Here is a 25,380-nt window from a genome sequence, read left to right on the forward strand (position 1 = left end):
CTCGGACTAACACTTATGTGTGATCAAATGCCCACCGCATCGCTTGGCGTTGCCTTCACCGAATGCATCTATCCTGATATCACGTGATTTGAGGGGCAGGGACACGCGCGGATGGCTGTAGTGGGCTTCATCATGCACCACGGATACGCCGTCACCGGGCTTGTCCTATTTCTTGCGGCGTTGGGGCTGCCGCTGCCTGCCTCGACCGTGTTGCTGGCGGCAGGCGCAGCTTCGCATGCAGGAGCCCTGAATCCGTGGGTAGTCCTCGCAATGGCGTCGGCCGGAGCTGTTGCCGGCGATACGCTCCTCTTTTACGGTGGGCGATACAGCGGTTGGTGGCTGCTCAGTATTCTTTGCCGCGCGTCCGTCAATCCCGAGGCCTGCATCTTCTCTTCGGCTGGCTACTTCTACCGGCGTGGGCCGAAGACGCTGCTCTTTGCGAAGTTCATCCCCGGGCTGGGCGCGATGGCGGCACCGATTGCCGGCAGCCTGAACATGCGGCTCAGCCAGTTTCTACGGATGGATGCCCTGGGTGTGCTGGGATACTGTTCGGCGTGGCTCGCCTCAGGCTATATCTTCAGCAAATTCATCGTGCAGATCATCCAGCAAATCGAAAGTGCCGGACATGCCGTTCTTCTGGTCATCCTTCTGGCGGTGTTTGCCTATGGCGGCGTGCTGCTGGCGTTTACCTTGCGCGCACGCAGGTCTGGCGCGATCGAGAAGATCACAGCGGCGGGTCTTTATGAGCGCTTGCAGGCACTCACGCCCGATAAGCTGGTCGTCATCGCCGATGTTCGCAGCCATGGCTACTACGATCCCGGAATGCAGCGCATCAAGAACTCGATCCGCGTAGAGCCGCACCGGCTGCAGGAAGAACTGGTCGCACTGCGGGAGTTCATGGCTCCTGAGTGCGAGATCTACATCTATTGCAGTTGTATCCGCGACGTAACCAGCATCCGCGTCGCACGCGAGCTGGCCAAGGAGAACTGCAGGACGCAGGTGATCGAAGGCGGGATCAAGGCTTGGATCAAGGCTGGTGGTCCGATGGAGATGGTGCCGGAGGCGGACTTGCAGAAGCTGCCGCGATTTGAGTAGGCATCCTGTTACGGACCTAGTTGTGATGCTGCGAGAGCGACAGCGTGTTCCCATCCGGGTCCTGGAACCAGGCCACCTTGTCCCCCGTCGGCGTCGACCATATGCCCAATTCGTCGACCTGATCTGGCGGCAGGAACGGGTAGCGGGCGAACGCAATGCCTTTCGCCGTTAGAGCCGTCACTTCTGCCACGATGTCCGCAACCTCCCATCCGAGAATGGTGTAAGGCGCAGGCGTGAACTCCCCGGCGCGGGCGATGCGGATCATATTGCTTCCGGAGCGGAAGACGAGGGCGAAGCCATCGTCGGTGACGAAGTCCAGGCCAAGGGTCTCGGCGTAGAAGGCGCGGGCACGTTCTCCATCCCGCGTGGGGACAAAACCGATGATGGGGCTGGTCGAGAGCATTCGAGCGCGCCTTTCCGGGTCGGGCAGTGGGCCGGGCGCTGGGGCCAGGCGATTTTGCTACGCGGAAAGAATAGCTCACGGGTAGGATGAGCGCATCATCATTTCAAGAATCTATCTCTAGGGGCTCTGCGTGGTCTTACCCGGCGTGAACGATTCGGCGGAGCTGCATCTTTCCAGCGAGGCGGCGCTGGGCCAAAGGACGCTGCGCAAGGCGGCGTGGCGGCTGATTCCGCTGTTGTCGGTCTGTTACATGGTGGCGTTTATGGACCGCGCGAACATCAGCTTCGCAGCGCTGCAGATGAATCGCGATCTGCACTTCAACGCCGGCATCTACGGGTTCGGAGCGGGCGTCTTCTTCCTGAGCTACGCGATCTGCGAGCTGCCATCGAATCTTCTCCTGCTGAAGTTTGGCGCGAGGAGATGGATCGCACGCATCATGCTGACGTGGGGCATCCTGGCTGCGGCGATGATGTTTGTGCGCTCGCCCCTCAGCTTCTACGTGCTGCGGTTTCTGCTGGGCATGGCGGAGGCGGGCTTCTTTCCCGGAGTTCTCTACTACCTGTCGCTGTGGTTTCCGCAGGAGATGCGGTCGCGGGCGGTTGGCCGGTTCTACATCGCGTTTCCGCTAAGCAACGTACTGATGGGACTTATTGCCGGGTCGCTGCTGAGCCTGAACGGAAGGCTGGGACTCAAAGGCTGGCAGTGGCTGTTTCTGGTGGAAGCGATTCCGGCGATCTTGCTGAGCGTCGTGGTCTGGAACGCGTTGCCAGACGGTCCCGCCGATGCCAGGTGGATGGAGCCGGAGGAGCGTGCGTGGCTGCTCGCTCGTCTCCGCGAAGACGCGGCGGCAATTGAGCGCGCCGGCGGAAAGTCCGGTCATCATGCGGATGTGTTGACTGTCCTTCTGTCTGTGTTGATGGAGCCGAGGGTCGCGCTGATCGGCGTGTATATGTTCCTGTCGCTGGGGTCGTACTATGCCTTTTCGTTCTCGGCACCGGCGATCTATCAGGCGGCGACGGGATGGGGCACGAACCGCGTCGGTGCGCTGATCGCCGGCATTGCACTGGGAGGCGCGGCGGGGATGCTGATCGTATGCTGGCATTCGGACCGGATTCGGGCGAAGGTGCCGTATGTCGTCGGGCTGTCCCTGCTGACGGCGACGGCGTTCGCGGTCAGTGGGCTGGTGCGGCAGCCGTGGGTGATGATCGCCGCGCTGGGTCTGGCGTCGGTGAGTTACTACGCAAGCCAGGGGCCGGCACTGAGCCTGAGCACGACGTTTCTCGATGGGCCGGCAGCGGCGGTGGGCATTGCGGCGATCAATATGCTGTCGATCATCGGCGGCTTTGTGGGGCCGAACTGGATGGGATGGGCGATCCAGCATGGCGGCGGAACGCGAGTCGGTACCGGGATGCTTTCGATCGCGTATTTGCTCGCGGCTGTCGTGATCCTGGTGGTAAGTCTCAAGACCGGGCGCGGACAAGTATCGATCCCACCCATCGCGTAAAGCAAAGGCGCGATGGATGGGGCACCCTGAAGTTGGTGGCTTAAGGTCTGTCTCCGGGTTGAGCCGCGGCAGCCATGGCCTGTGGCAGAGCGGAGAAGCGCGTCTGCGGGAAGGCGTCTGGGTAGTTTTCGCGGATGAAAGCGGTCATCTGCTCGCGCACATCGCAGCGGAGGTCGAAGTTGCGGCTGGAGTTGTGGCTGCTCATCAGGCAGCGCAGTTCCATCGTCCTCTCTGAAAGGTTCGTGACCTGCAGGCCGCAGACCTTGCCGTCCCAGAGCGGGTGGGGGTGGACGATGGCATCGAGTTGGGCGCGAAGAATCTCCACGGGAATCGAGTAGTCGACGTAGAGAAACGCTGTGCCCATGATGTCGGTCGCCTCTCGCGACCAGTTCTGGAAGCTGTTCTCGATGAAGTAGCTGAGAGGGACGATGAGGCGGCGGAGATCCCAGATCTTGATGACGACGTAGGCGGAGTTGATCTCTTCGATACGTCCCCACTCGCCCTGTACGACGACGACGTCATCGATGCGTATCGGTTCGGTAAAGGCGATCTGCAGGCCGGCGAGGATATTTGCGGCGGTTGACTTGGCGGCAGTGGCGAGGATGAGCGAAGCGACTCCCGCCGAGGCGAGCAGGCCGGAGCCGTAGTGCCAGATGCGTGGGTCGTCGAAGCTCCACAGCAGAGCACCGGCGGTGAGGATGACGATGAAGCCGATCACCAGGCGGCGGATGAGCTGGAGCTGGGTATGGACTCGGCGCGCCTGGATGTTGTCTTCGGCGGTGATGTCGTAGCGGCGCAGCGTGGCCTGTTGCAGCACGTAGACGAAGCCGATTGCGAACCAGCCCATGGCGGCGACGATCGCCATGATGAAGCCCTGGCGCAGGACCGCGTTGAGATTGAAGGGAAGCTCCGGGAGAGAGGGGAGCACCGCCATCAGGCAGGTCAGCAGGAAGATGACGCGCGCCGGGCGACCGAGGTATTGTTGCAAACCCCATCCCAGGGTGGCGGTCTGCGCTTCTTTGCGGCGAATGAGACGAAAAACAATGTAATGGACGACATTTGAAAGCACGATGGCCGCGCAGACAAGGAAGACGGCGAGGAACCAGCGGTGGCGGAGATGCACGACGGCGTCGGCGGGGACCGCCTGGGCGAGGCTGGCGAGCGCGAGATGGGGCAGTGCGGAGTTCAGAGGCAGGGGAGTCTCCTGAGAGCGTGGTGGAGGCTTTTCGGGTCGCTGAGGAGTTAGAGGCTTGTCAGCCAGTTCAGGATGGATGCCTGGAGCGCGATCCGCTGATCAGAGTAGGAGTGGTCGGTTGCGAAGTGTTGTGTCGTGACATGGGTCGATCCGGCTTTCTTGAGCGCGGCGACAAATGCGTCGTTCGATGGGGCGAGGCCGTCATCGGAGGTGAGATCAAGGACTGGGCGGCTGGCCAGCTCTGGGGCTAGTTTGGGGATGTTCCAGGTGTCTGCGTGAGCGACCGCCTCTTCGGCTAGGCTCTTGGGCGTGCATCCGGCGAGAGGGGCGAGGCCTTCTTCGGCGAAGGCTTTGGCGATTGGATCGACGGCGCGATTTCGGTAGGCGGAGGGGATGGTCTCGATCTTGTCGACGGCCATGTCAGCGGCGGAGATAAGGCCGACGGCTTTGATGGAGGGATCCTGCGCACCGGCGTAGCGGGCCATGAAGCCGCCCATGCTGTGGCCGATGAGGATGATCTGTTTCGAATCAACGCGCAGGCGAGTGGCGTTTGCGGGATCGCGAAGGTAGGCGATGGCGGAGTGCACATCTTCTATGGCGCGCGTAAAGGAGAAGTTACCTGGGGAGCCCCAGCTTCCGCGGTAGTTGAAGAAGAGGACGTCGTATCCGGCGCGGCGGAGGGTTTGGGCTATATCAAGATTCTTCTCGTTGCCCGGAAAGCCATGCAGCAGAATGACAGTGGGATGCGGTCCTGCTCCGGCGGCGATGTAGACGAAGGCGTTTAGGAGCGCACCGTGGCTGGGGAGCTGGAAGGTGTCGAAGGCGGCGGGATGGGCCTTGTCGGGTGCGGGGTCGGTGGTGATGGCGGCGGGAATTGCAGTCGGGGTCTGAGCTTGGAGCTGGACGGGAAGGCATAGGCAGCCAAGAAGGGCCGCGGGCAGAAGAGCGGTCGAGAGCGTGCGCATGGAGTGATTATGTCATTCGAGCGGGCTCGGGAGTTGAAGGCGAGCGGGCAGACATCCCAAGCCAGTTGAGTAATCCCGTTGGGTTAGGATGCTTGCATGTTGCCCCACAAAACGTTTCGAGCTGTTCATTTGCTGTTGCTTTCTCTCTCGCTCATGGCTTTTACTTGCACGGGACTGGCGCAGTTTGCAGGTTTTCAGGAGCCACAGGGCGAGCGAGTCGATGCGGACGCTGCACTCGACCGTGCGCTGAAAAGTTCGTCCCTCACCTTCGCAGGCAAGCCGTTCCACGCCGTGATGGAGATCGCTTCGGATGCGAAGGAATATTCCGGCCGAGTTGAGGTCTGGTGGGTCAACGAGACGAAGTATCGGCTGGTGGTAAGTTCTCCGAAGTTCAATCAGGAAAAGATTGTCAACGGAGTACGCGTCTTTGAGAAGGACGGCGACTACTATCCGCGATGGCTGGAGAACTTCGTAGATGCGGTTCTCGATCCTGTGCCGGTGGCGAAGAACTTCCGTGGTCGTGGCGGCGTCGTGATGCTGGGGCCGAACATGAGTAGCTGCCTGCGGCGTGATGATCGGCCAGGAAACATCACGGACGAGTTGACTTGGGGAATGGTCTGCTTCAAGGGCAACGATCCGGAGATTTCTTCGATACTCACGATGAACGTCTCGATCGAGTACTCCGACTGGAAAGGGTTTGGGAAGAAGAAGATCGCGCGAACCTACAAGACGGATGTGCTGGCCTTCGAGCCGGTAACCGGGCACCTGACGACGCTTGAGGAGTGGAAGCAGCCAGACGATCCCATGTTCTCGATTGCGGCAGAGACGCCGCTCGGAGATCGAATTTCGACCGAATTCGTTTCGACGCTGAAGGAGGAGAGCATGGTGGAGCATGCTCCTGTTATCGAATGGCCGTCGGTGCGCGAAGGGAAGACAGAGGGGTACATGATCGTCTACGCGCGGACGGACAGGACCGGGCAGGTACGGGAGACGGCGAAGCACAACTCCGACCAGCCGGGGCTTGAGAGCTTCGGCATGGAGCAGGCGCTGAAGTTCAAGTTCAAGCCGCTGGTGGTAAATGGCGTGGCGGAGCAGATGGAGATGCCGCTGGTGCTGCACTTTACGTCCCATCTGGATAATCCGATTCCGATCCTGACGGTGGAGCAGATGAAGAAGCAGATCGTCAATTGCAACGTGAACTACAAGCCGGGAACGAAGGTCGGTTTGATGAGGATCTCGGTAAATGAGCAGGGTGTCAGGGTCGGAATAGGCTCAACTCCTGGTAGTCCGACTCAAAAGGGATGGACCGCTGGGCCGCAAGCGTTTATGGCGGCGATGAAGTCACTCGAGCCCTGTCATTTCCTGCCCTATCTCGTCGATGGAAAGGCCACATTCTACAAGGGTGATGTCGAAGTTGCGGTGCCGTAGATGTCCTTCGCCGTAAGATAAGGGCTGATGGTCTTTACCGAGCAGTTCGATGTGGTGGTCGTCGGCGCTGGCCATGCTGGATGCGAGGCTGCGATGGCAGCCGCGCGCATGGGCCTGCGCACCGCCATCTTCACACTGAATCTTGACTTGATCGCCCAGATGTCCTGCAACCCGGCCATCGGTGGAGTCGCGAAGGGCCATCTCGTGCGCGAGGTCGATGCGCTCGGTGGTGTCATGGGCGAGGTCGCCGACGCGACCGGCATCCAGTTCCGCCTGCTCAACACCTCGCGCGGTCCGGCGGTCTGGTCGCCGCGTGCGCAGTGCGACAAGCAGCTTTATCGCGTGAAGATGCGCGAAGTGCTCGAAGGACAAGCGAACCTGTTTATCAAGCAGGCGGAGGTTGTTGACCTCGTCTTCGGCGACGAGGGTAGCGAGTTAGCGAGTCCGCAATCCAGCGAAGAACCGCGCCGGGTGAGCGGTCTCAAGCTGCGCGATGGCCGCACCATCCTTGCGAAAGCGACCATCATCACCACCGGAACCTTTCTCAACGGCCTGATCCACTGCGGCGAGCAGCAGTACACCGCCGGACGCAGCGGTGAGCCGGCAAGCGTCCTCCTCGGAGAAGCTCTCAAGCGTCTCGGCCTCCGCGAGTGCCGGCTGAAAACCGGAACGCCGCCCCGCCTCGATGGACGCACCATCCGCTGGGAGACCTTCCAGGAGCAGCCCGGCGACGACGACCCAACGCCCTTCAGCTTTCGCAGTAGCTTCACGAAGTCCGGCGTGCCCCCGCTGCGCCAGATCAAGTGCCACATCGCCCGTACGACGGACGAGACCCTGCGGCTCATCCGCGAGAACGTCCACCGGTCGCCGATGTATTCGGGGCAGATCGAGGCCATCGGGCCGCGCTATTGCCCTTCGATTGAGGACAAGGTCGTGCGATTTCCGGAGAAGTCCGGCCACCAGTTCTTTCTTGAGCCCGAAGGGCTCAACACGCACGAGGTCTACATCAACGGCATGAGCACCAGCCTGCCGATGGACGTTCAGGCGGCGATGGTGCGATCGATTCCGGGGCTTGAAGACGCGGAGATGCTGCGGCCCGGTTACGCTATCGAGTACGACGCGATCGACCCGACCGAACTTGACCGGACGCTGAAGGTAAAGAAGTTCGAAGGCCTCTACCTCGCCGGTCAGATCAACGGGACAAGCGGCTACGAAGAGGCCGCATGCCAGGGGATCATGGCGGGGATCAACGCGGCGCTGGCCGTGAAGGGTGAGCCGGCATTCACGCTCGACCGGACCGAGGCGTATACCGGCATTCTGATCGACGATCTCATCTCGAAGGGGACCGACGAGCCCTACCGCATGTTTACCTCGCGTGCGGAGTTTCGGCTGCATTTGAGGATCGACAACGCCGACCGGAGGCTGACGCCTCATGGGAGGTGCCTCGGATTGATCGCGGACGATGACTGGGCGGAGTTCGAAGCCAAGCAGGCGCGTGCGGAGGCGCTTCGACGGGTGCTGGAATCGGAACAGGTGCAGATGGCGGAACTCCCGGCATCGCTGATCGAAAAGCTCGATGGCGAGACCGCGAGTGTCTCAGGGCAAAGCTTTGCGCAGCTGCTGAAGCGTCCTGAGGTGGAGATCTCGGAGCTTGCGCCGATGCTGCTCATCCGGCTCGAGCACGCAGGCGCGATCTTCGCCGAGTGGGTTGCGGCGATGCACTCCGCGGAGCGGCTGCCCGCATGGGTGCGAAACGAGATGAAGTCGGTCGAAACGGAGATCAAGTACGCCGGCTATCTCGACAAGCAGCGCCGCTCGATCGAGAAGATGAAGAAGGCCGAAGACCGCCGCATTCCCGAGTGGTTCGACTACAAGGTGGTCAGCGGGCTGTCCCGCGAGATGCAGCAGACGCTCGAGCGCGTGCGTCCGATGACGCTTGGACAGGCGAGCCGCATCGCTGGAGTGACCCCGGCTGCGGTGACGCTGGTCAACATCTACATCGAGATTCAGGGTCGCGGAAGGCAGGCCATTCAGCGTCAGAATGCCTGACGCGAATCTGCGATGTAACCTCGCGCGTCTTATAAGAGTCAGAGTTGGGCGAGGTTGGTATGAGCGATATGGTTTCAACGGGATTCAAGCTGGCGATTGGAGCGCTGATCTTGGGCGCGGTTTTCATAGGAGTAAGACAGATGGCAATTGGACAGGCAACACGCAAAGAGCCGATTCCGGCACCCTTACTTGACGAACCGCATACTGGAGCGAAGCAGGAGACGGCGGTCTTCGCAGGTGGATGTTTCTGGGGTGTGCAGTCGGTCTACAACAGGGTAAAGGGCGTGGAACATACGACGGCGGGCTACTCCGGCGGTTCTGCAAACACCGCGACCTACGATCAGGTGACGACCGAGACGACCGGCCACGCCGAGTCGCTGAAGATCGTCTACGATCCGTCGAAGATCAGCTACGGAACGCTGCTGCGCATCTTCTTCAGCGTCGTGCATGACCCGACGCAGCTAAACCGGCAGGGCCCGGACGTAGGAACCTCCTACCGCTCAGCGATCTTCTACACCAGCGAAGAGCAGAAAAAGATCGCGGAGGCGTACATCGCGCAGCTCGATTCGGAGAAGATCTATCCCGCGAAGATCGTCACCCAGGTCGTCCCACTGAAGGGCTTCTACGACGGCGAGGCGTATCACCAGGACTACGCCGACCATAACCCCAACAATCCGTACATACAGGTCTGCGACGTTCCGAAGATGGCCGCGTTGAAGGTGCAGTTTCCGGACCTCTTCAAGGAATACAACGGACACTAAGGCTTACTGCTGGGCAGGCGTCGGAGGCGGAATCGTCGCCTGCCCCAGCAGAGTCTGGATGTCCGTGACCAGGAGCTTTACGGAGTCCGTGAAAGCCAGATCGCGATTCTTCTTGCGGAACTTGAAGTCGACCTGTTCGACGAAGCCCCACAGAGCGACATGCGTCTTCGCATCCATGATGCCGACGCGAATCTGGGGTACGACACCTACCGGGTCGACAAAACGGACGGCGAAGATAACATCCGCGTCGTTTGGGTCGGCGACGAGGTCGTAGCGCCCCCAGGTCTTCATGGCTGAATAGAACTCTCCGTAAGCCCGCTCCGGTCCGCCGCTATAGGCATCCGGGAAGGCGGTGACATCCCCCAGTTCATAGGAGATGAAGGCCTTCTTTCCTGCGAGTAAAGGCGTCGGAACCGGTGCGTTGACGGAGTTGACGCCAACGTCGGCGGAGCTCTTCTTGGGCGCGCCGATCCGTATCTGAGCTTGTGCGGCGACGGCGGCGAAGAGGATGAAGCTGGCGGAAAGCTTGGTAAGCAGGTGAGGCATCGTGTCTCCAAAGCCGGCAAAACGAGGCGCTGGCTGGCTTAGAGACGGAGTCCCTGTTGCTCAAGCCGCATCAATCGGCAACGCCCCCGGTTACTGCGTGATCTCGCCTTCGGGTTCGTCGGTTGGGTTGTCGATCTCCGCCTGAAAGCCTTCGAGCAGCCGCTCCAGAAACGCCTCCGGATCAACCTTTGCGCTCTGCATCTGGTGCGCGAGCGCGATGTGGCGTGCAAGGTCCGCGAGCACGATGCCCCAGGCAAAGGGGTCGTCCCAGGCGCCGCTCTGGATCGAGACGTGCTGGCCCTGCTCGGCGATCCACACGCGCATCACCTCGAAGGAGGCCTTATCGCGCTGCGCCGCGGGAGGGATGTCTAGGATTTTTTGCGATGCCATGGGGTCTCCTGTAAGAAAAGCTCGGCTTGGATTTGTCGATTATGGCATTTGGAGGTCTGGTGGCGCGAACCCACTCATCGCGAAAGACAGGAGCGCGATGAATAGGACGCGGTTTTCAGGTTTTCCGCAGACTTGGAGTCATCTCCACAAGAGGCCGCCTGGCAGCGACGGATAGACTTGAGGAAGACCTATGGCTTCCTTCGCGCAAATCTCCGCAAACGACGATCTTCCCGCATCACTGCAAGCGGAGACGGCAATCCTGGGCGCGATGATGCTCGATTCGGTCGCGATCTCGGACGCTACCGAGAAGCTCCGCGCCGATGACTTCTCGCTGGACTCGCACCGGCGCGTCTTCAACGCGATTCTCGAACTTACTCAGACCGGCCACGGCGTGGATTACATCACTGTGCGGGAGGTGCTTTCCCGTCGCAAGGAACTCGATTCCATCGGCGGCCCGGCGTATCTTGCGTTCCTGAGCGAGGGGATTCCGCGCAACTTCAACATCGAGAGCTACGTCCGCATCGTCAAGGACAAGAGCCTGCTGCGGCAGTTGATGACCATCTTCCACGACGGCGCAACGCGGGCTTCGGACCAGGGCGAGGAGGCGATCAACGTCCTCGGCGATGTGGAGGCCAAACTCGCCGAAGTCGCCGACAGCGCCATCCAGCGCGGCTTTTCAGGCATCGCGGAGATTGTCGCTTCGAGCTTTGGTTCGATCGACAAGCTCTACGAGCAGGGCCGCGAGATCACCGGCCTGAAGACGCACTACATGGAGTTCGACCGCATGACCAGCGGGCTGCAGGACTCCGAACTCATCATCATCGCGGCCCGTCCTTCGATGGGAAAGACGGCATGGGCGATCAACATCGCGCAGAACGCGTCCGTACACGACGGCAAGGTGGTGGCGGTCTTCTCGCTCGAAATGTCGAAGGAGAGCCTGCTGCGGCGTATGCTTGCGAGCGAGGCGCTGGTGAACTCGCGCAAGATTCAGACCGGCTTCTTGCCGAAGGAAGACAAGGGCAAGCTTTTGGCGGCACTGGAACGGCTGATGGAGTCGAAGATGTTCATCGACGATACGCCCGGCATCAGCCTCGCCGAGATGCGCGCCAAGTGCCGCCGCCTGAAGCAGCAGGAGGGTCGGCTCGATCTGATCGTCATCGACTACCTGCAACTGATGACCGGCTCGGTCGGCGCGAACCAGAAGAAGTTCGAGAACCGGACGCAGGAGGTCTCAGCGGTCTCGCGTGGTCTGAAGGCTCTGGCCAAGGAGATGAAGGTTCCGGTGGTCGCGCTGTCGCAGCTCTCGCGTGGATCGGAACAGCGTACCGGCGACAAGAAGCCGCTGCTCAGCGACCTTCGCGAGTCGGGATCGATCGAGCAGGATGCCGACGTGGTGGCGTTCATCCACCGCGAAGAGTACTACGACCGCGAGAATGAAGACCTGAAGGGCAAGGCGGAGATCATCATCGCCAAGCAGCGTAACGGCCCGACCGGAAGCGTTCAGATGGCGTATCTGGCGGACTACACACGGTTCGAAAACCTCGCCGAAGGTGGCGGTGGTGGCGGAGACTACTGATCACTCGCGCTAGTCTGGTTCGATGACGTACGCAAACGACACGATCGCCGCCGTCTCCACCCCGCCTGGGCGCGGCGGTATCGGGATCGTTCGGCTCGCCGGGCCGGAAGCGAAGACGATTGTGGAAGGAATGGTGCGTCTGCGGCGACCGCTGGCTCCGGGAGGCGCACGGTTCGCCGAAGTCCTCGAAGCAGGCACCGAAGCTGTCCTCGATCAGGCAGTCATAACCTGGTTCGCCGCGCCCAACTCCTACACCTCGGAAGACGTGGTGGAGATCGCGGCGCACGGCTCGCCGGTTCTGCTGGATGCTGTGCTTCGCCAGTGTCTCGAAGCCGGCGCTCGTCTCGCCGAGCCCGGTGAGTTTACCGAGCGTGCCTTCCTCTCCGGTCGCCTCGACCTGACCCAGGCCGAAGCCGTGCAGGGACTAATTGAGGCGACCACCTTGCAGCAGGCCAGGACGGCCGCTCAACAGATGGGCGGCGGACTTTCGCGACAGATTGCGCCGGTGAAGCGCTCGCTTATCGAGCTGATCGCCGCGCTCGAAGCAGGAATCGACTTCGCCGAGGACGATCTCGATCTGATGCCGGATGACGAGATCTGCCGCCGGATCAACGCGGTTGCGTCACCGCTGGCCTTGTTGGCCGAGAGCTTCGCTTACGGCCGCTTGCTGCGGGAAGGTTTCCGGCTGGCCATTGTTGGCAGGCCCAATGCGGGGAAATCTTCGCTCTTCAATCGGCTGATCGGGCGGGAACGCTCCATCGTGACGGCGCAGGCGGGCACCACGCGCGACACCGTCGCGGAGCGGCTCGAACTCAGCGGAATTCCCGTTGAAATGGTGGATACGGCGGGACTGCGCGATGTGGCCGCCTCCGGCGCGGCGCTCGACGAGGCTGAGTCGCTTGGCGTGACGCGTTCGCGCGAGGCGATGGCCGAAGCCGACGTGCTTCTGCTGATTGTGGCTGCGGACGAGATCAGCGGCGGTACGCTACACCCGGAGGACCGCGAGGTGATCGCCGGAGCAGCGGGGCGGCGGCTCATCGTCGCGTTGAATAAAGTTGACCTGGTTCAAGATCGTCCGCTCGCTCTGTTGCCGGCCAGCTCTGTGCCGACCTCAGCGATTCAGAGCATAGGAATCGCCGAGCTTCGGCTAGCAATCCTCGGAGCTCTACAGGCCGCGCCGGGGGTTGCGGAGTCGGTGCCGGTAACGAATCTTCGCCAGCAGACAGCGATCACGAATGCGCTGATCGCTCTGCGCTCTGCCGAGCAAGGGTTGACGGAGGCGACGCCGCACGAGATGCTGCTGCTCGATCTGCATGAGGCGCTGGCGGCGCTCGATCTGCTCACCGGGACCACGCACACAGAAGACATTCTCGAAGTGATCTTCGGAAGCTTCTGCATCGGCAAGTAGAACAGTACCTTGAACTAATCGACGAAGAAGCCAATGCCTCGCAGGGTTTCGTCGCTAAGCTCCACACCAAGCAGGCGAGCCTTTGCTTTGGCGCACGCCTCTCCGAGGAAGCGCCACACCACTGCGTCGGGCAGATCGGTTCCGCTTTTCAGCAGCCGGAGCAGGCTGCTGCTATCGGTCGGGAACGTGTACTCTCCCGGCAGGCCGCAGGAGGAACGAAGGGTAAGAGAGAGCGGGAATGCTCCGGCGTTTCCAGGCGTCTGAACTGCGGGCTGAGTGACGAGGTTGAATCGCATGAGGCATCGTCACACTCGATGTTGGGGCGGACAATGACCTTTGCCGCCGCTGCGGAGGACGAGTAGGTCACCCTGACCGGCTGACAGTGTCAACTCCGCATCACCCATCCGGGCCAGCATGGCTGGCCAAGGTGAAAACTCTGTCGCATTCGGCATGAGCGGCGGGGCTCAGCGCAGTTTTCATCACGCTGTCCCTGGCGCGCCACGGCATCCTATTGAATTGATGTAAAGTTCGGTTGCAGTCTCAGGAGAGAAGATGAAGTCTAGTTTCTGGTGCCGTTCCGTCGCAAAGGGTGCAGTTTCGATCGCAATCGCAAGCGTGTTGGCTCTTCCTTCACCCGGCTTCGCCCAGGATTCTCCGGTCCGGGTACCCATCGACGCGCAAGGACCTTCAACACCCTTTCCCCACTTCTGGGAGCAGACGTTTGGCTCGGGTCGGGCGATCCTCTCGCTGCGCGATGAGTACCGGCAGGATATCGATGCCGTACACGGGGCCACGGACTTCAAGTCGGTCCGCTTCCATGGCATCTTCAACGACGAGGTTGGCCTCTACGACCCGGCGCGGAAGTACACCAATCCCGGACAGGCAACGCAAGCGGTCGCGACCGATGGCATCTACAACTTTTCCTATGTCGATCAGATCTATGATGGCCTGCTGGAGCATCATGTCCGGCCGTTCGTCGAGCTGAGCTTTATGCCGAAGGGCCTTGCGGCTGATCCAAACGACCTGCACGTCTTCTGGTACCACCCCAACGTGTCGCCGCCAGCGGACTACGCGAAGTGGGACGACATGATGGCGGCCTTCGCCCGGCATCTGATTGCGCGCTACGGCATCGAAGAAGTTTCCACCTGGAGCTTCGAGGTATGGAATGAGCCGAACCTCGACTTCTGGGGCGGCAAGCCCAAGCAGGCGACCTACTGGGAGCTCTACGACCACACTGCAAAGGCCCTGAAGGCGGTCAACGCAAGGATTCGTGTGGGAGGTCCTTCGACGGCGCAGGCTGCGTGGGTGGGTGAGTTTCTTCAGCACTGCCACGACAACAACGTTCCCGTGGACTTCGCTTCGACCCACGTCTACGGCAACGATGACAACGTGAACGTGCTGCATACGGATGCGAAGATCCCGCGCGACAAGATGGTGCCGCTCGCTGTGGCCAAAGTCCACAAGGAGATCCTCGCGTCGCCTTACCCCAACATGCCACTCTACTTCTCCGAGTACAACGCGAGCTACGCCAACGAGCCGAACGTGACCGACAGCTACTTCATGGGGCCATGGCTGGCGTCGACGATCAGCCAGGTCGATGGGCTGGTGCAGTCGATGAGCTACTGGGACTTCGCAGACGTCTTTGAGGAGCAAGGCGTGCCGCGAACGCCGTTTTACGGAGGCTTCGGTCTGATCGCCGAAGACCGTATCCAGAAGCCCGCGTTCCATGCCTTCGCGATGCTGCACAAACTGGGCGATCAGCGGATCGCTGTGGCGAATGACTCCATTCTTGCCACGAAGACGAAGGAGGGCGGAGTTGCCTTGGCGCTATGGAACTACCTGCCGCCCATTGGCGAGGGGGATAAGTACACGTCCGAGCCAGCCACGGTTGGAGCGGCGAAGACCTTCGAACTCTCGCTGAAGGGAGTTCCCGCCGGCGCAAAAGTAACACTCTATCGCGTCGACGGGACCCACGGCAACGCGATTCCCGCGTTTGACGCCATGGGCCGCCCGCAGACTCCGAGCCGCGAGCAGATTGCCGAACTTCGCAAGGCCGGTGCGGCAAGTCCTCCGGAGAGCCTGAAGCTGAAGGATGGCAAGATCACCGTCACGGTGCCGGCGCGTGGCCTTGTAGTCCTGGTCACCAGCCGTTAAGCTGTGCGCGGGATGAAGGTTTGCCCCGATTCATCCCGCGTAAACATGGTCTTCACCTTGCTTTGATGAAGCTGCCAAGGCAACCGCCTATCGTCGATAGCATGAGAAAAATTTGGGTGTCTCGCGTATGCAGCTATCTGCTTGCTGCGCTCTTTTTGGTGGCTGGTATTGAAGCAAAGGCGCAGTTCGATAACGGCAGCCTTGTAGGTACGATTCATGATGCAACCGGCGCTGTGATTCCTGGCGCGGCGGTCGTCGTGACGAACAACGCCACAGGCATCATTGCCAAGGCAACCTCCAACGACAGCGGCGACTACGAGCTCCCGTCGCTTCGCGTTGGTATCTACACCATCAAGGCTTCAGCCTCCGGCTATGCGGAGGCCGTCGCCAACGACATTGCCATCTCGGTCGGCGGCCGCCAGCGCATCGACCTTTCATTGAGCGTCGGATCGACTTCGACAACGGTTGAGGTCAGCGGCACCGCGCTCCAGCTTGAGACCGAGACCAGCGAGCGCGGCCAGGAGATCTCTGGGTACCAGAGCGCGGCCCTGCCCTTGGTTACCCGCAACTATGCCGACCTGCTCGGCCTGGTCACCGGCGTTCGCCAGGCGCCTACCGCCGCGACCACCAGCTCCATCAATAGCCTTACCCGCGCCGGCGCCTATAACGTGAACGGCCAGCGCAGCATGTTCAACAACTTCCTGCTCGATGGTATGGACAACAACGCCTACGGAGAGAGCAACCAGGGCTTCGACAACCAGATCGTCGCGGTTCCGCCGGACTCGGTCGCTCAGTTCCAGGTCGTCACCAACAACGAGAGCGCGCAGTTCGGCCGCAGCTCCGGAGCCACGGTCAACGTCGCCACCGCCAGCGGATCCAACCGCATCCACGCCACCGCGTACGAGTTCATCCGCAACACGGATCTGAACGCTACCGGCTACTTCAAGCCGACGCTCGGAAACGTGGCCTTCAAGAAGCCCACCTTCAACCGCAATCAGTTCGGCGGTAACTTTGGCGGTCCGATCATCAAGGACAAGCTCTTCTACTTCGTCGATTACGAAGGATTCCGCCAGACGTTGAAGCCGCTCAGCGTTCTCACGCTGCCCACGCAGAACGAGATCAACGGCATCCTCGTCGTCCCGGTCAAGAACGCTGCCACCGGCACCACCTACGCCGCCGGCACGGCGATCCCGACAGCGGCGATCAACCCGCTCTCCGCGCAAGTCCTTAGCTACTTCAAGCAGATTGAGAGCGACCTGCCGGTCTCCGGTTCCGCTACGACCGGTCTGGCTTCTAACGACTACTCTGTCCAGGTTCCGTTTACCGACAAGTCCGACAAGGGCGACCTCCGCCTGGATTTCCAGCAGAATCCCACCACTTCCTGGTTCCTCCGCATCAGTGACCGCAAGGAGACCGGCGTGAACTACCCGGCCATCCTTGCTCCGCTCGACGGTCAGACCAACGGAACCATCCGCGTTCTCGACCAGCAGGTCGCCGCCGGATTCACCAAGCTGATCGGTGCCAACCAGGTCATCGAAGCCCGCCTGGGTATCTCCCGCACCAAGGCTGGCAAGTACTCGCTCTCGATCGGCAACGATGCCCTCAGCATACCCGGCCTGCCGACCAACCCAATCGTCGCCGGCGGTCTGCCGACGACCTCCGTCTCCGGCGGCTTCACCGGCTTCGGCCGTCAGAGCACCAACCCGCAGTGGCAGGACCCCGCCCTGCTCGATCCCAAGATCAACTACACCCTCATCAAGGGCAAGCACTCGCTCAAGTTCGGCTACGAATACGAGCACATCTGGATGGCGGTCAACGACAACAACCCTCTCTATGGTGCCTTCAGCTACGGCGGAGCCTACAGCGCCGTGGGCACGGCGGTTGCGGACTCCTATTGGGCTGACTTCCTCTTCGGAACCACCAACTCTTATCAGCTAGCGAACTACTTCGTCGCTCACGTGCGCCAGACCATGCACAGCGCCTATGTCCAGGACGACTGGAAGCCCACCCCCAAGCTGACCCTGAACCTCGGCGTCCGCTGGGAGTACGGCTCGCCCTACTCCGAGCAGAACAACTACATCTCGAACTTCGACCCCATCACCCAGACCGTGCTGACGACGACACCCGGAGCGACCGCGGGCAATGGCATTACGCCTTACTCGGGCGGCGGTGTCTATGGCAAGACGCTGGTCAATCCTGACCTGAACGACTTCGCTCCGCGCGTCGGATTTGCCTACGCCTTGACCGGCAAGACGGCGCTCCGCGGTGGCTTCGGCACCAGCTACGTCCACTACACCCGTGCCGGATCGGGCGACATCCTCGCCATCAACGCTCCGCAGGCGCAGTTTGCCGCAGTGACGCAGATCACCCCGACGACGGCCAACCAGTGCGGCACCGTTCCGGCGCAGATCATCGCTGTCGGCAGCACGACCGAGAGCTGCTACGTTACCGCCGACAAGGGCTTCCCGTCCGCCTTGACCTCCACCTTCAACTCCGCGACCGACAACGTTACCTGGGTACCCAAGAACACCCGCGACAGCTACGTTGAGAACTACTTCCTCAGCGTGCAGCAGCAGCTCTTCAAGAACTCCGTGCTCGACGTCGCCTACGTCGGCAACCACGGCCTGAAGCTACAGGGCTTCGTCAACGGCAACCAGAAGAATCCGTCAAACGGGTTTGCTCGGCCGTTTGCTAACTGGCCTAGCGACATCACCGAGGCGAGCAACGAGTTCTACTCCAACTACAACGCATTGCAGGTCCGTTACGAGCAGCGCATGGCCGCCGGCCTCACGCTGCTGAACTCCTTCAGCTGGGAGCACGCCCTCGACAACGCCAGCGCGTCGCTCGAAGGCAACACCCCGTCGCTCCAGGACGGCAACAACCCGCGTGCCGACTACGGTCAGTCGGACTACAACCTGCCCATCGCCAACGTCACCAGCCTCGTCTACGAACTCCCTATCGGCCATGGCCGCCGCTTCCTCAGCGGCAGCAACGGCGTCGTCGACAGTCTCCTCGGCGGCTGGCAACTGAGCGGCATCAACACCATGCAGGCTGGAACCCCGTTCAACCTCACCTACACCCCCAAGAGCGGAAACGCCGGCAACCAGGTCTCGCAGCAGATCTCGGCCACCTACCGCGGAGCTAACGAATACCGACCCAACCGCGTACCCGGTCAGCCGATTACGGAGCATGTAAAGATCGCCGGCACCGGCTACATCCAGTACGTGAACCTGGCCGCGTTTGCGCTTCCGGCGACCACCGTCGGCGGCGTCATCCAGAGCCCCTTCGGCAACGCCGCACGCAACCCTGGCCGCACCCCGGCCTTCTACCAGACTGACCTCTCGCTTAATAAGAAGTTCTCGACGCCGATCGAGAGCCTGAAGGTCGAGTTCCGCACGGAGGCTTACAACATCTTCAATCACACCAACCTGTATCTGCCGGGTGGAGCTCTGAGCGGAACCCTCGGCGGTTCGGCGACGAGCGGCGGCGTGATCAACAGCACCTTCGAGCCACGCATCTTCCAGTTCGGCCTGAAGATCATCTACTAGACCGCATTGGAAGCTAGCTGGACCTGCTTGTATGGCCCGTGTCTCTCGGAGACACGGGCCTTTCTTCTTTCTTGCGCTGGGTGTCCAGGCTAAGAAGGGCACAGGGTCTCACCTGCCCCATTGCAGCTCACAAGCCCTTATGCATCTGATGGCACTTGAGGACAGGAGAGACCGCTCTCGTCCTTACTCTGACCCCTCCGCCCTCGTATGCTTTGAAGGCTTCACATGCGGACAAGGCTGCGATTCAACTTATGGCAAAGATGGGCGGACCTAGTCATGAAACGGCGGAAGAGCGCGTGGCCGACGACATGGATTGCGTGAACAGAATCGGCATGTAGTGTTTCTATAGACGAGGGCTTCCGTGCTCAGGACAACTTCGACGAAACGGTCTTTCAGGCAGACGATCTTTAAGATCCGGATACTTGGTCCTTCTGATCCCTCACAGACCATCGTCATTTGCCGAGTTGCCTCGGGCGCCTTCGACGTCAATATCGTCCCTGAGGTTCGTACCTGCAAGTCTTGAACCGGGACTCTTCAACCTGCAGCACGGAACATCCAGCTATAGACCTTCGTGTATCGCGGCTGGGCAGCGGCGACCGAGCTGGGCATGAATGCGAGCCTCGAAGAAGAGGCCCCGTAGAATCATTCGATCGCGAGGCAAGCTGTTCTGCTGAGATGGACATAAGACCCCGCTCCTTGCTTGAGATCGCTAGGGGCATCAACCCGTCTTCGGGCGACCAGGATCACTGCGTCAGCCTGCCTGATCTCCGTGTAAGAGTGTTAGTAGTCTCCATGGAAGCCGGATGCAGCCCAAATAAAGCGCCCGGAGCGCAAGCGATGGAGAGTCCATCGTTCGCGCCCCGGGCGTTGTGGCGAGTCTTTCGGGAAGGCTAGTTTACGGTGACCGTAATGGTTGTGTTCGCCGTCGTCGATCCGGTTGTGCCGGTTACGGTCAGGGTGTAGGCACCAGGGGTCGTTCCACCGCTAGGAGGAGGAGTGCCCGAACCTGAGCTCCCGCTGCCGCATCCGATCACAGCGCCTGCAGCCAGAGCGAACAGAAACGCCAGCGACAGCATCCGCAGTGCCCGCAGCGACTTGATCTGCTCTCTGCGACGGCGGGTGAACGGAACTCCGAAGAGTAGCAACGCTCCCAGAACCACTCCTCCGCCCGCGGTGAAGATGCCCTTACCGTTCGGCTTGAACGCGGGAAGCTCGAGCTTCGCGGTCTGCGCGGTTGTGTTGATGGTAAGGGTCGCCGTCGCTGCGGAGGTTCCGGTTATGCTCGCCGAGGCCGCCGAGCAGGTTGGGTTGTCCGCGGTCAACGCTCCACTAGGTCCTGAGGTGACCGAGCAGGTCAGGGCGACGGTGCCGGTGAAGGCGTTCGCCGGGGTAACGGTGATGGTGGAGGTTCCGGTCGCTCCTTGCGAGGCGATCGTCACGTTGGTGCCCGCCAGAGTGAAGCTGGGCGCGGCCGGGGTGCCTACGACGAGTGAGAACGGTGCGATGGCCTCTATGCTTCCAGAGGCTCCATTTACGGCTGCGGTGTAGGTTCCAGGAGTGGTTGAGGCGTCCGTGTTGATGGTGATGGTTGTGGTGACGGTGCTGGTTCCGGTGACGTTGGCCGAGGCTGCTGCACAGGTCGGATTCACACTCGTGGTCGGAGCAGAGGCGACTCCAGAGATGGTGCAGGTTAGCGCGACCGTGCCAGTGAAGCCGTTTGACGGCGTGACCGTGACCGTTGAGTTTGCGGAGGCTCCTGGTGCGGCAATGGTGACCCCGGTGGCCGTGAGGGTGAATCTTGGTATTGGCGCTGTCTGCGTCGTGATGGCCGTTAAGCCGAGGGTGTGGATGACGGTACCGGCGGCGTTCTTTCCGGTCACGACCACGTTATAGCTTCCAGGAGCGGTTACGGAGCCCGTGTCGATGAGGAGAGTTGCGGAAGCGCTTCCGCCGCTTGTAAGCGTGGCCGAGGCGGAGCCGAACGAGCACAGCACTCCTCCCGAGGCTGAGCAGGAGAGAGAGACCGCACCGGCGAAGCCGTTCGTGGAGGTCAGGTTGATGACGTCGGTCTGGATTCCAGCACCCGCTCCGGTTGCCGGCACGCTCAGGATGGTCGATACGGGCACCATCGCAAAGTCGCTCAGCGGGTTCGCAATCATCACCGTCGCCGCTGAGCTCTTGAACGCTGAATTGCTGGTAGGAATGTACTGGACCGTGATGAGGTTGGTTCCCTGGTACAGGGTTGCACTATTAAAAGTGACGGTTGCTGTGGAGTTGGTGCTGGATGTGCTCGTAAGGTTGGCGGAGCCGACAACGTATTCCGAAGCAACCAGATAAACCGTGCCCGTTGGTGCTGAGCCTGACGCAGAGACGTTCACTGTGACCGTGACCAGGCTGGTGGGCGAGGTTGAGGCTGCTGAGGCGGTCGCAGCCGTTGTCGTCGTCAAGGACCCGGCGGGAGCCACAAAATCGAAGCCGTACTGTGTTGAGGCCGCAGTGTAGTTCGCGTCGCCATTGGTGCCGGTGCCAACGTAGTTGAATATCGGCTGGTATACCCCCGATGCGCTTGCGGGTATCGTAAGAATTGCTGTGCCTTGCGGGGATTGGTTGTATGGGTCCACTCCGGCGACAAGGGTTGCCGAGGTCGTCGAGCCCGAGGGCGCCCCAGTCATGGTGACTGTTCCGGTCGGTGCCGCTGCAAGTCCGTTTGTGCTTGCCGAGTTTTCAACCTGCACGAGCAGATAGGTTACCTGGCCATTTGCCACATAGACGTTGCCATTTGGATCCGTCTGGTTATATTCATTCGGAGCGGTCACCAGGATGGTTGGCTTGTTTTGGGTGACCGTAAAGGTTGCGCTGGATGATGTGGAAGGTCCGTAGCTGCCATCCCCGGAGTACTTCGCCGTGATCGAGTGTGATCCAACCGCGAAGGGGCCGTTGTACTGCGCGTATCCGTTTGCGGTGACTACCGCCGTGTTGATTGCGGAGCTGCCATCGAGGAAGATGACGCTTCCGGTTGGGTAAGTCGTTAAGTTGCTGGCAGTTGTGGGGCCGGGAACGGCATTCAGGATCGTTGGAGCGCCGTACTGAACGGTCCCGCCTGACGAGAGCGAGGTCGGAGGATAGTTCAGCGAGTTGTAGACGCTCAAGACGGTGGCGCTGCTCTCGGGGGTGACCGTTATAGCTACTGGAGTGGAAGAGCTGGGGCCGTTCACTCCATCGCCGGAGTAGTACCCGTAGATGTTGTAGCTGCCGCCAGGAAGGAAGTTGACGCTCTGGCTGTAGGTGCCCTTACTCAGGGTGAAGAAGTCCTCGCCCTGGTTGTTCGGCTCGGTCGAGGTCGTTACCAGGGCCACATCGCCGGTTGGCGTGGAGGTGCCTGTCACCGATCCCGACATCGTCACCGCTGTGCCGTGGGTGAAGCTCGTAACCGACGGCGTCAGCGTGGTGGAGGTGGGAGCGAGCGTGATCTTGCCCCAGTTGGTGATCAGGTTGTTGGCGTCGATGGTGCCGATGCCGGTCGCAAAGTCGTAACCGATTGCGGCGTTGTACGCGGGGTTGGTGCCGTCGACGCTGATCTCTCCCTCGACGGTTTGCCCGTAGGTACTGTCGGTCACGGTGGCCGGCGAAGACACGGCGATGCACTGTTTGGGAGCGTAGGTGCCCGTGACATTCCCGTTGCTGTCGGTGGTGTAGACAGTCGTGGTGTTGCAGGGCACGGTGTTGTTGCCGACGGCGATGTCATGGAAGCTATTTGGGAACTGCGCCGCGAGCGGATAGAGGACGTAGTCCGCCTGACCCTGGCGACCGTACTTCTCGTTCACCAGCGCCATGATGCCCGCGAACGCGGGGGTCGAGGCAGAGGTCCCACCGATGCCGGTAATCTGCACCTGCTGGTCACTGGCCACCGGCTGGCAGTCAGCATCTTCCGCGCAGATGGGGTAGTAGGAGGCGTTCAAGCCGTTGGCGGCAAACAGGGACACGTCTGGAATATCGCGGACGCTATCGCCCGACCCAGTCTGCCAGGATGGTTTGGGGTAGCCACCGGTACACGTGGCCCATCCGCCGTCGGACGAGGTGCCGGTTCCAAAGGCGCAGCTGCTGGGGCCTCCACTGCCAGCATTGATGGAGCTGTACCCGTATGGGATGAAGCTGGCGAGGTCCAAACCGTACTGGCTGTTGTTCCAGGGCTGTTCGGGCGCGGGAGTCTTCAGCGAGACAGTCGGCGTGTTGTTGCTTTGGGTCAGATTCCAGTAGTTGCCCACGCTGGCACCGCCGGAGGCGTAGTCAGAGTAGTAAAAGTCGGTGCCGCCGACGGCGACGTTGTACGGAGTGGAGGCGAAGCCGCTGACTGCCTGTCCGTTTACAGCGAAGTCGGTATCGTGATCGCAGCCTGCCGATCCGCTGTCGCCGGTCGAGACCAGGACCGTCTGGCCCTGGGCCGCTGCTTGTTCCCACAAACCGCTGAGAAATGTATTAAAGCTACCCTCGATCGCCTCGCAGTCGCCGAAGCTCAAACTGACGATCGGAGCGACGTTCGTGTAAACGGCATGCTCCATGGCCAGCGTCAGGCCGCTATCCACTGCCGTGTCGTTCGCAATGACAAGGTCGATCTGCGCGTTGGGTGCCACCGATCCGGCTATCTCTACGTCCAGGTAGGCTTCGTCAGAAGCGCCGTTCGGCCCAAACGGGCTGTTGATTCCGTCCACTCCCGGATCACTGCCGTCGATGATGACCTGCGGAGGATTCGCAGGCAGGCCGAAGAGTGTCCGGTAGTTGCTGACGAGCGCCACGTTAATGTTCGATTCGTTGACGATCGCGATGGTCTGGCCATCGCCCTTGGTGCCAGCCGCGTAGACGGGATTGAGGTCGTACTGCACCGCGAAGTCGCCGGGCGCGAAGACCAGGTCAGAGCCGCTTCCGTCCGCAATCGTCCATTCTGCTTTCGCTTCGTGCGTGGTGGCGTTCATCTGCGCCTTGCCCATGACCTTCGCGTGGCTCTTGAAGCGGAAGTTGTTCAGCGAGACGAATCCACCAAAGACAGGCGTGAGAGCGGTTGGAACATCAGGCGCATTCGCGTTGGCATAGCGAGTTACTCCCTGCACGGAGTACTGGTGCATCTCAGTATGGAAGGTGCTCTTCAACTGCCCCGCAGTGCCGGCGATCTCCAGTACCTGACGGCCGGGAGTCAGGCTTGTGATAGTGAATCCCTTTGACTGGAGCCAGCTTTCGAGCTTGGCGACGTCATCGTCCGACGGCCCGAACTGCTTGCCAAACTGCTCCGGCGTCAGCCACTTGTGATAGCTCGGAGATCCGGCGGAGTGCATATCGTTCAGCAGTCTCTTTAGGGAGCTCTCCTGCTCGTCGCTCCGCTTCAGGACGATCTGCATCCGCTCCAGCTTCGTGCCGTCCGGGAGCGCTCCGCGGTCGTTCGCCTTGTTCGCCAGGGGATTGACGGCACCCTGAAGGGTGACCCGCGAGCCTTCGACGATGGGTGAGGTCAGACGGCTGGCAACACCCGTGGCCAGGTGCGCTGCGTCCGTAGTCGCAGTTTGGGCCTGCGCGGCAGCTGCAAAGGCCAGACCGGAGAACAAAATCGCGGATGCGAAGAGTTTCCGTGAGGAAACTCGAAACGAAGAAGCAGCGGCGGAGACGAGGTTCTTAAGCAGCATGAGTCATCCTGATGGGTGGAGGGGAGAATAGAAAGAGACTGCCGTCCGATCAGGTCAGTCTCCGCACGCAGGGCCGAATGGTGAAAGCAGACTATCACCGGGGCGCGGAACGAAGCATCCTAATTCGCTTGCCTCATTCAACTTAGTGTTCGCGAGATTGTATTGAGGAAGGGGAGCCCTGGCGTCTCGGAGCCACGTGATCGGCGCGCCCTTGCTGAGCAGGCCTCAGTCTGCTGGCAATCCCGCGGAATGTCGTGAACCAGGGCCACGTACCAGACATTTGTTGACCCTCTTGTTCGATAGGTCTTCGTTGGATCTTCTGGTGCGTCGAGGATAAATTCTTCAACTATTCTCTGCACTCATTGCGCGGCTTACGGAGCCTGCTTGCGTTAGGGAAGAGTTGCCAAGATGGGGAAATTATTTCCCGTTGTGGAATGTGTGTGCAGCCGATAGCCTTCAGGAACAGACCAATCACCTAACCCCGATCGTTGGTGGGAAAAACGCTGGACGCAAGTCGTCCGGTTTGCGCGAAGTTGCGTCTCGCGTCGCTCTTCCCGCCACAACGCCTGCCGTATCCCGAATCAGGCTAACAATTACTCGGAAGTTGTAGAGGTATACCGCAAGGTAGGATGTCGGCGGTTGCCGTCCATCTGTAGAACTTGGGTACGGGCTGCCAGGTAGAGAGC

The 25,380-nt window shown here is 61.0% G+C and carries 16 protein-coding genes; 9 read left to right on the plus strand and 7 right to left on the minus strand.

Annotation, left to right across the window (positions count from 1 at the left end; genetic code table 11):
• Nucleotides 1-111 precede the first annotated feature (111 nt).
• A complete protein-coding gene (locus OHL18_RS04790) occupies nt 112-1,095 on the plus strand; it encodes a VTT domain-containing protein (RefSeq protein WP_263373683.1) in 984 nt (327 codons plus the stop codon).
• A 16-nt stretch (nt 1,096-1,111) separates the two neighbouring features.
• Here OHL18_RS04790 and OHL18_RS04795 read toward each other — a convergent pair whose 3' ends face one another.
• Complete coding sequence (locus OHL18_RS04795; RefSeq protein WP_263373684.1) at nt 1,112-1,498, minus strand: VOC family protein; 387 nt, start codon at nt 1,496-1,498, stop codon at nt 1,112-1,114.
• 130 nt (nt 1,499-1,628) lie between these two features.
• On the opposite strand from OHL18_RS04795, the gene OHL18_RS04800 reads away from it, so the two are divergent.
• On the plus strand, nt 1,629-3,002 hold the full coding sequence (locus OHL18_RS04800; RefSeq protein WP_263373685.1) for an MFS transporter: 1,374 nt from the start codon (nt 1,629-1,631) through the stop codon (nt 3,000-3,002).
• A 40-nt stretch (nt 3,003-3,042) separates the two neighbouring features.
• Here the strand turns inward: OHL18_RS04800 and OHL18_RS04805 are convergent, their stop codons facing one another.
• Together OHL18_RS04805 and OHL18_RS04810 are read right to left on the minus strand one after the other, a co-directional pair.
• On the minus strand, nt 3,043-4,125 hold the full coding sequence (locus tag OHL18_RS04805) for a mechanosensitive ion channel family protein (protein WP_263373686.1): 1,083 nt from the start codon (nt 4,123-4,125) through the stop codon (nt 3,043-3,045).
• 119 nt (nt 4,126-4,244) lie between these two features.
• Nucleotides 4,245-5,162 carry an alpha/beta hydrolase family protein gene (locus OHL18_RS04810; RefSeq protein ID WP_263373687.1) on the minus strand — a complete coding sequence of 306 codons (918 nt, stop codon included), beginning with the start codon at nt 5,160-5,162 and terminating at the stop codon, nt 4,245-4,247.
• 129 nt (nt 5,163-5,291) lie between these two features.
• On the opposite strand from OHL18_RS04810, the gene OHL18_RS04815 reads away from it, so the two are divergent.
• The 3 genes from OHL18_RS04815 (at nt 5,292) to msrA (ending at nt 9,400) form a co-directional block, all read left to right on the plus strand.
• Nucleotides 5,292-6,590 (plus strand): protein kinase family protein, encoded by a 1,299-nt coding sequence (locus tag OHL18_RS04815; RefSeq protein WP_263373688.1) that lies wholly within the window; start codon nt 5,292-5,294, stop codon nt 6,588-6,590.
• Between the two features lie 27 nt (nt 6,591-6,617).
• A complete protein-coding gene (gene mnmG / locus OHL18_RS04820; protein WP_263373689.1) occupies nt 6,618-8,639 on the plus strand; it encodes a tRNA uridine-5-carboxymethylaminomethyl(34) synthesis enzyme MnmG in 2,022 nt (673 codons plus the stop codon).
• 140 nt (nt 8,640-8,779) lie between these two features.
• Nucleotides 8,780-9,400, plus strand: a complete 621-nt coding sequence (msrA, locus tag OHL18_RS04825; RefSeq protein ID WP_263373690.1) for a peptide-methionine (S)-S-oxide reductase MsrA — start codon at nt 8,780-8,782, stop codon at nt 9,398-9,400.
• A gap of 3 nt (nt 9,401-9,403) precedes the next feature.
• On the opposite strand, the gene OHL18_RS04830 is transcribed toward msrA, so the two are convergent.
• Both OHL18_RS04830 and OHL18_RS04835 read right to left on the minus strand, forming a co-directional pair.
• Nucleotides 9,404-9,946, minus strand: coding sequence for a hypothetical protein (locus OHL18_RS04830; protein ID WP_263373691.1), 543 nt, complete (start codon nt 9,944-9,946; stop codon nt 9,404-9,406).
• 90 nt (nt 9,947-10,036) lie between these two features.
• The gene (locus tag OHL18_RS04835) at nt 10,037-10,336 is read right to left on the minus strand and encodes a DUF5076 domain-containing protein (RefSeq protein WP_263373692.1); all 300 of its coding nucleotides are present in this window, start codon (nt 10,334-10,336) and stop codon (nt 10,037-10,039) included.
• A gap of 190 nt (nt 10,337-10,526) precedes the next feature.
• On the opposite strand from OHL18_RS04835, the gene dnaB reads away from it, so the two are divergent.
• Both dnaB and mnmE read left to right on the plus strand, forming a co-directional pair.
• On the plus strand, nt 10,527-11,912 hold the full coding sequence (gene dnaB / locus OHL18_RS04840; protein ID WP_263373693.1) for a replicative DNA helicase: 1,386 nt from the start codon (nt 10,527-10,529) through the stop codon (nt 11,910-11,912).
• A gap of 22 nt (nt 11,913-11,934) precedes the next feature.
• Nucleotides 11,935-13,320: a tRNA uridine-5-carboxymethylaminomethyl(34) synthesis GTPase MnmE gene (gene mnmE, locus OHL18_RS04845; RefSeq protein ID WP_263373694.1), complete on the plus strand. Its 1,386-nt coding sequence runs from the start codon at nt 11,935-11,937 to the stop codon at nt 13,318-13,320.
• A 14-nt stretch (nt 13,321-13,334) separates the two neighbouring features.
• Here the strand turns inward: mnmE and OHL18_RS04850 are convergent, their stop codons facing one another.
• Nucleotides 13,335-13,616 carry a hypothetical protein gene (locus OHL18_RS04850; protein WP_263373695.1) on the minus strand — a complete coding sequence of 94 codons (282 nt, stop codon included), beginning with the start codon at nt 13,614-13,616 and terminating at the stop codon, nt 13,335-13,337.
• Between the two features lie 256 nt (nt 13,617-13,872).
• Here OHL18_RS04850 and OHL18_RS04855 point away from each other — a divergent pair, with 256 nt between their 5' ends.
• Together OHL18_RS04855 and OHL18_RS04860 are read left to right on the plus strand one after the other, a co-directional pair.
• Complete coding sequence (locus tag OHL18_RS04855) at nt 13,873-15,474, plus strand: GH39 family glycosyl hydrolase (protein ID WP_263373696.1); 1,602 nt, start codon at nt 13,873-13,875, stop codon at nt 15,472-15,474.
• A gap of 116 nt (nt 15,475-15,590) precedes the next feature.
• Nucleotides 15,591-19,022, plus strand: coding sequence for a TonB-dependent receptor domain-containing protein (locus OHL18_RS04860; protein WP_263373697.1), 3,432 nt, complete (start codon nt 15,591-15,593; stop codon nt 19,020-19,022).
• An 890-nt stretch (nt 19,023-19,912) separates the two neighbouring features.
• On the opposite strand, the gene OHL18_RS04865 is transcribed toward OHL18_RS04860, so the two are convergent.
• Nucleotides 19,913-24,694: a protease pro-enzyme activation domain-containing protein gene (locus tag OHL18_RS04865; RefSeq protein ID WP_263373698.1), complete on the minus strand. Its 4,782-nt coding sequence runs from the start codon at nt 24,692-24,694 to the stop codon at nt 19,913-19,915.
• Nucleotides 24,695-25,380 lie beyond the last annotated feature (686 nt).

The organism is Granulicella aggregans (genome assembly GCF_025685565.1).
Classification (GTDB): Bacteria; Acidobacteriota; Terriglobia; order Terriglobales; family Acidobacteriaceae; genus Edaphobacter; species Edaphobacter aggregans_B.

Bases quoted from the DNA above. Each gene is read 5' to 3' on its own strand.
- OHL18_RS04865 (WP_263373698.1), bottom strand. From the start codon at position 24,694: ATGCTGCTTAAGAACCTCGTCTCCGCCGCTGCTTCTTCGTTTCGAGTT.
- OHL18_RS04835 (WP_263373692.1), bottom strand. From the start codon at position 10,336: ATGGCATCGCAAAAAATCCTAGACATCCCTCCCGCGGCGCAGCGCGAT.
- OHL18_RS04795 (WP_263373684.1), bottom strand. From the start codon at position 1,498: ATGCTCTCGACCAGCCCCATCATCGGTTTTGTCCCCACGCGGGATGGA.
- OHL18_RS04850 (WP_263373695.1), bottom strand. From the start codon at position 13,616: ATGCGATTCAACCTCGTCACTCAGCCCGCAGTTCAGACGCCTGGAAAC.
- msrA (WP_263373690.1), top strand. From the start codon at position 8,780: ATGGCAATTGGACAGGCAACACGCAAAGAGCCGATTCCGGCACCCTTA.
- OHL18_RS04810 (WP_263373687.1), bottom strand. From the start codon at position 5,162: ATGCGCACGCTCTCGACCGCTCTTCTGCCCGCGGCCCTTCTTGGCTGC.
- mnmG (WP_263373689.1), top strand. From the start codon at position 6,618: ATGGTCTTTACCGAGCAGTTCGATGTGGTGGTCGTCGGCGCTGGCCAT.
- OHL18_RS04855 (WP_263373696.1), top strand. From the start codon at position 13,873: ATGAAGTCTAGTTTCTGGTGCCGTTCCGTCGCAAAGGGTGCAGTTTCG.
- OHL18_RS04790 (WP_263373683.1), top strand. From the start codon at position 112: ATGGCTGTAGTGGGCTTCATCATGCACCACGGATACGCCGTCACCGGG.
- dnaB (WP_263373693.1), top strand. From the start codon at position 10,527: ATGGCTTCCTTCGCGCAAATCTCCGCAAACGACGATCTTCCCGCATCA.
- OHL18_RS04830 (WP_263373691.1), bottom strand. From the start codon at position 9,946: ATGCCTCACCTGCTTACCAAGCTTTCCGCCAGCTTCATCCTCTTCGCC.
- mnmE (WP_263373694.1), top strand. From the start codon at position 11,935: ATGACGTACGCAAACGACACGATCGCCGCCGTCTCCACCCCGCCTGGG.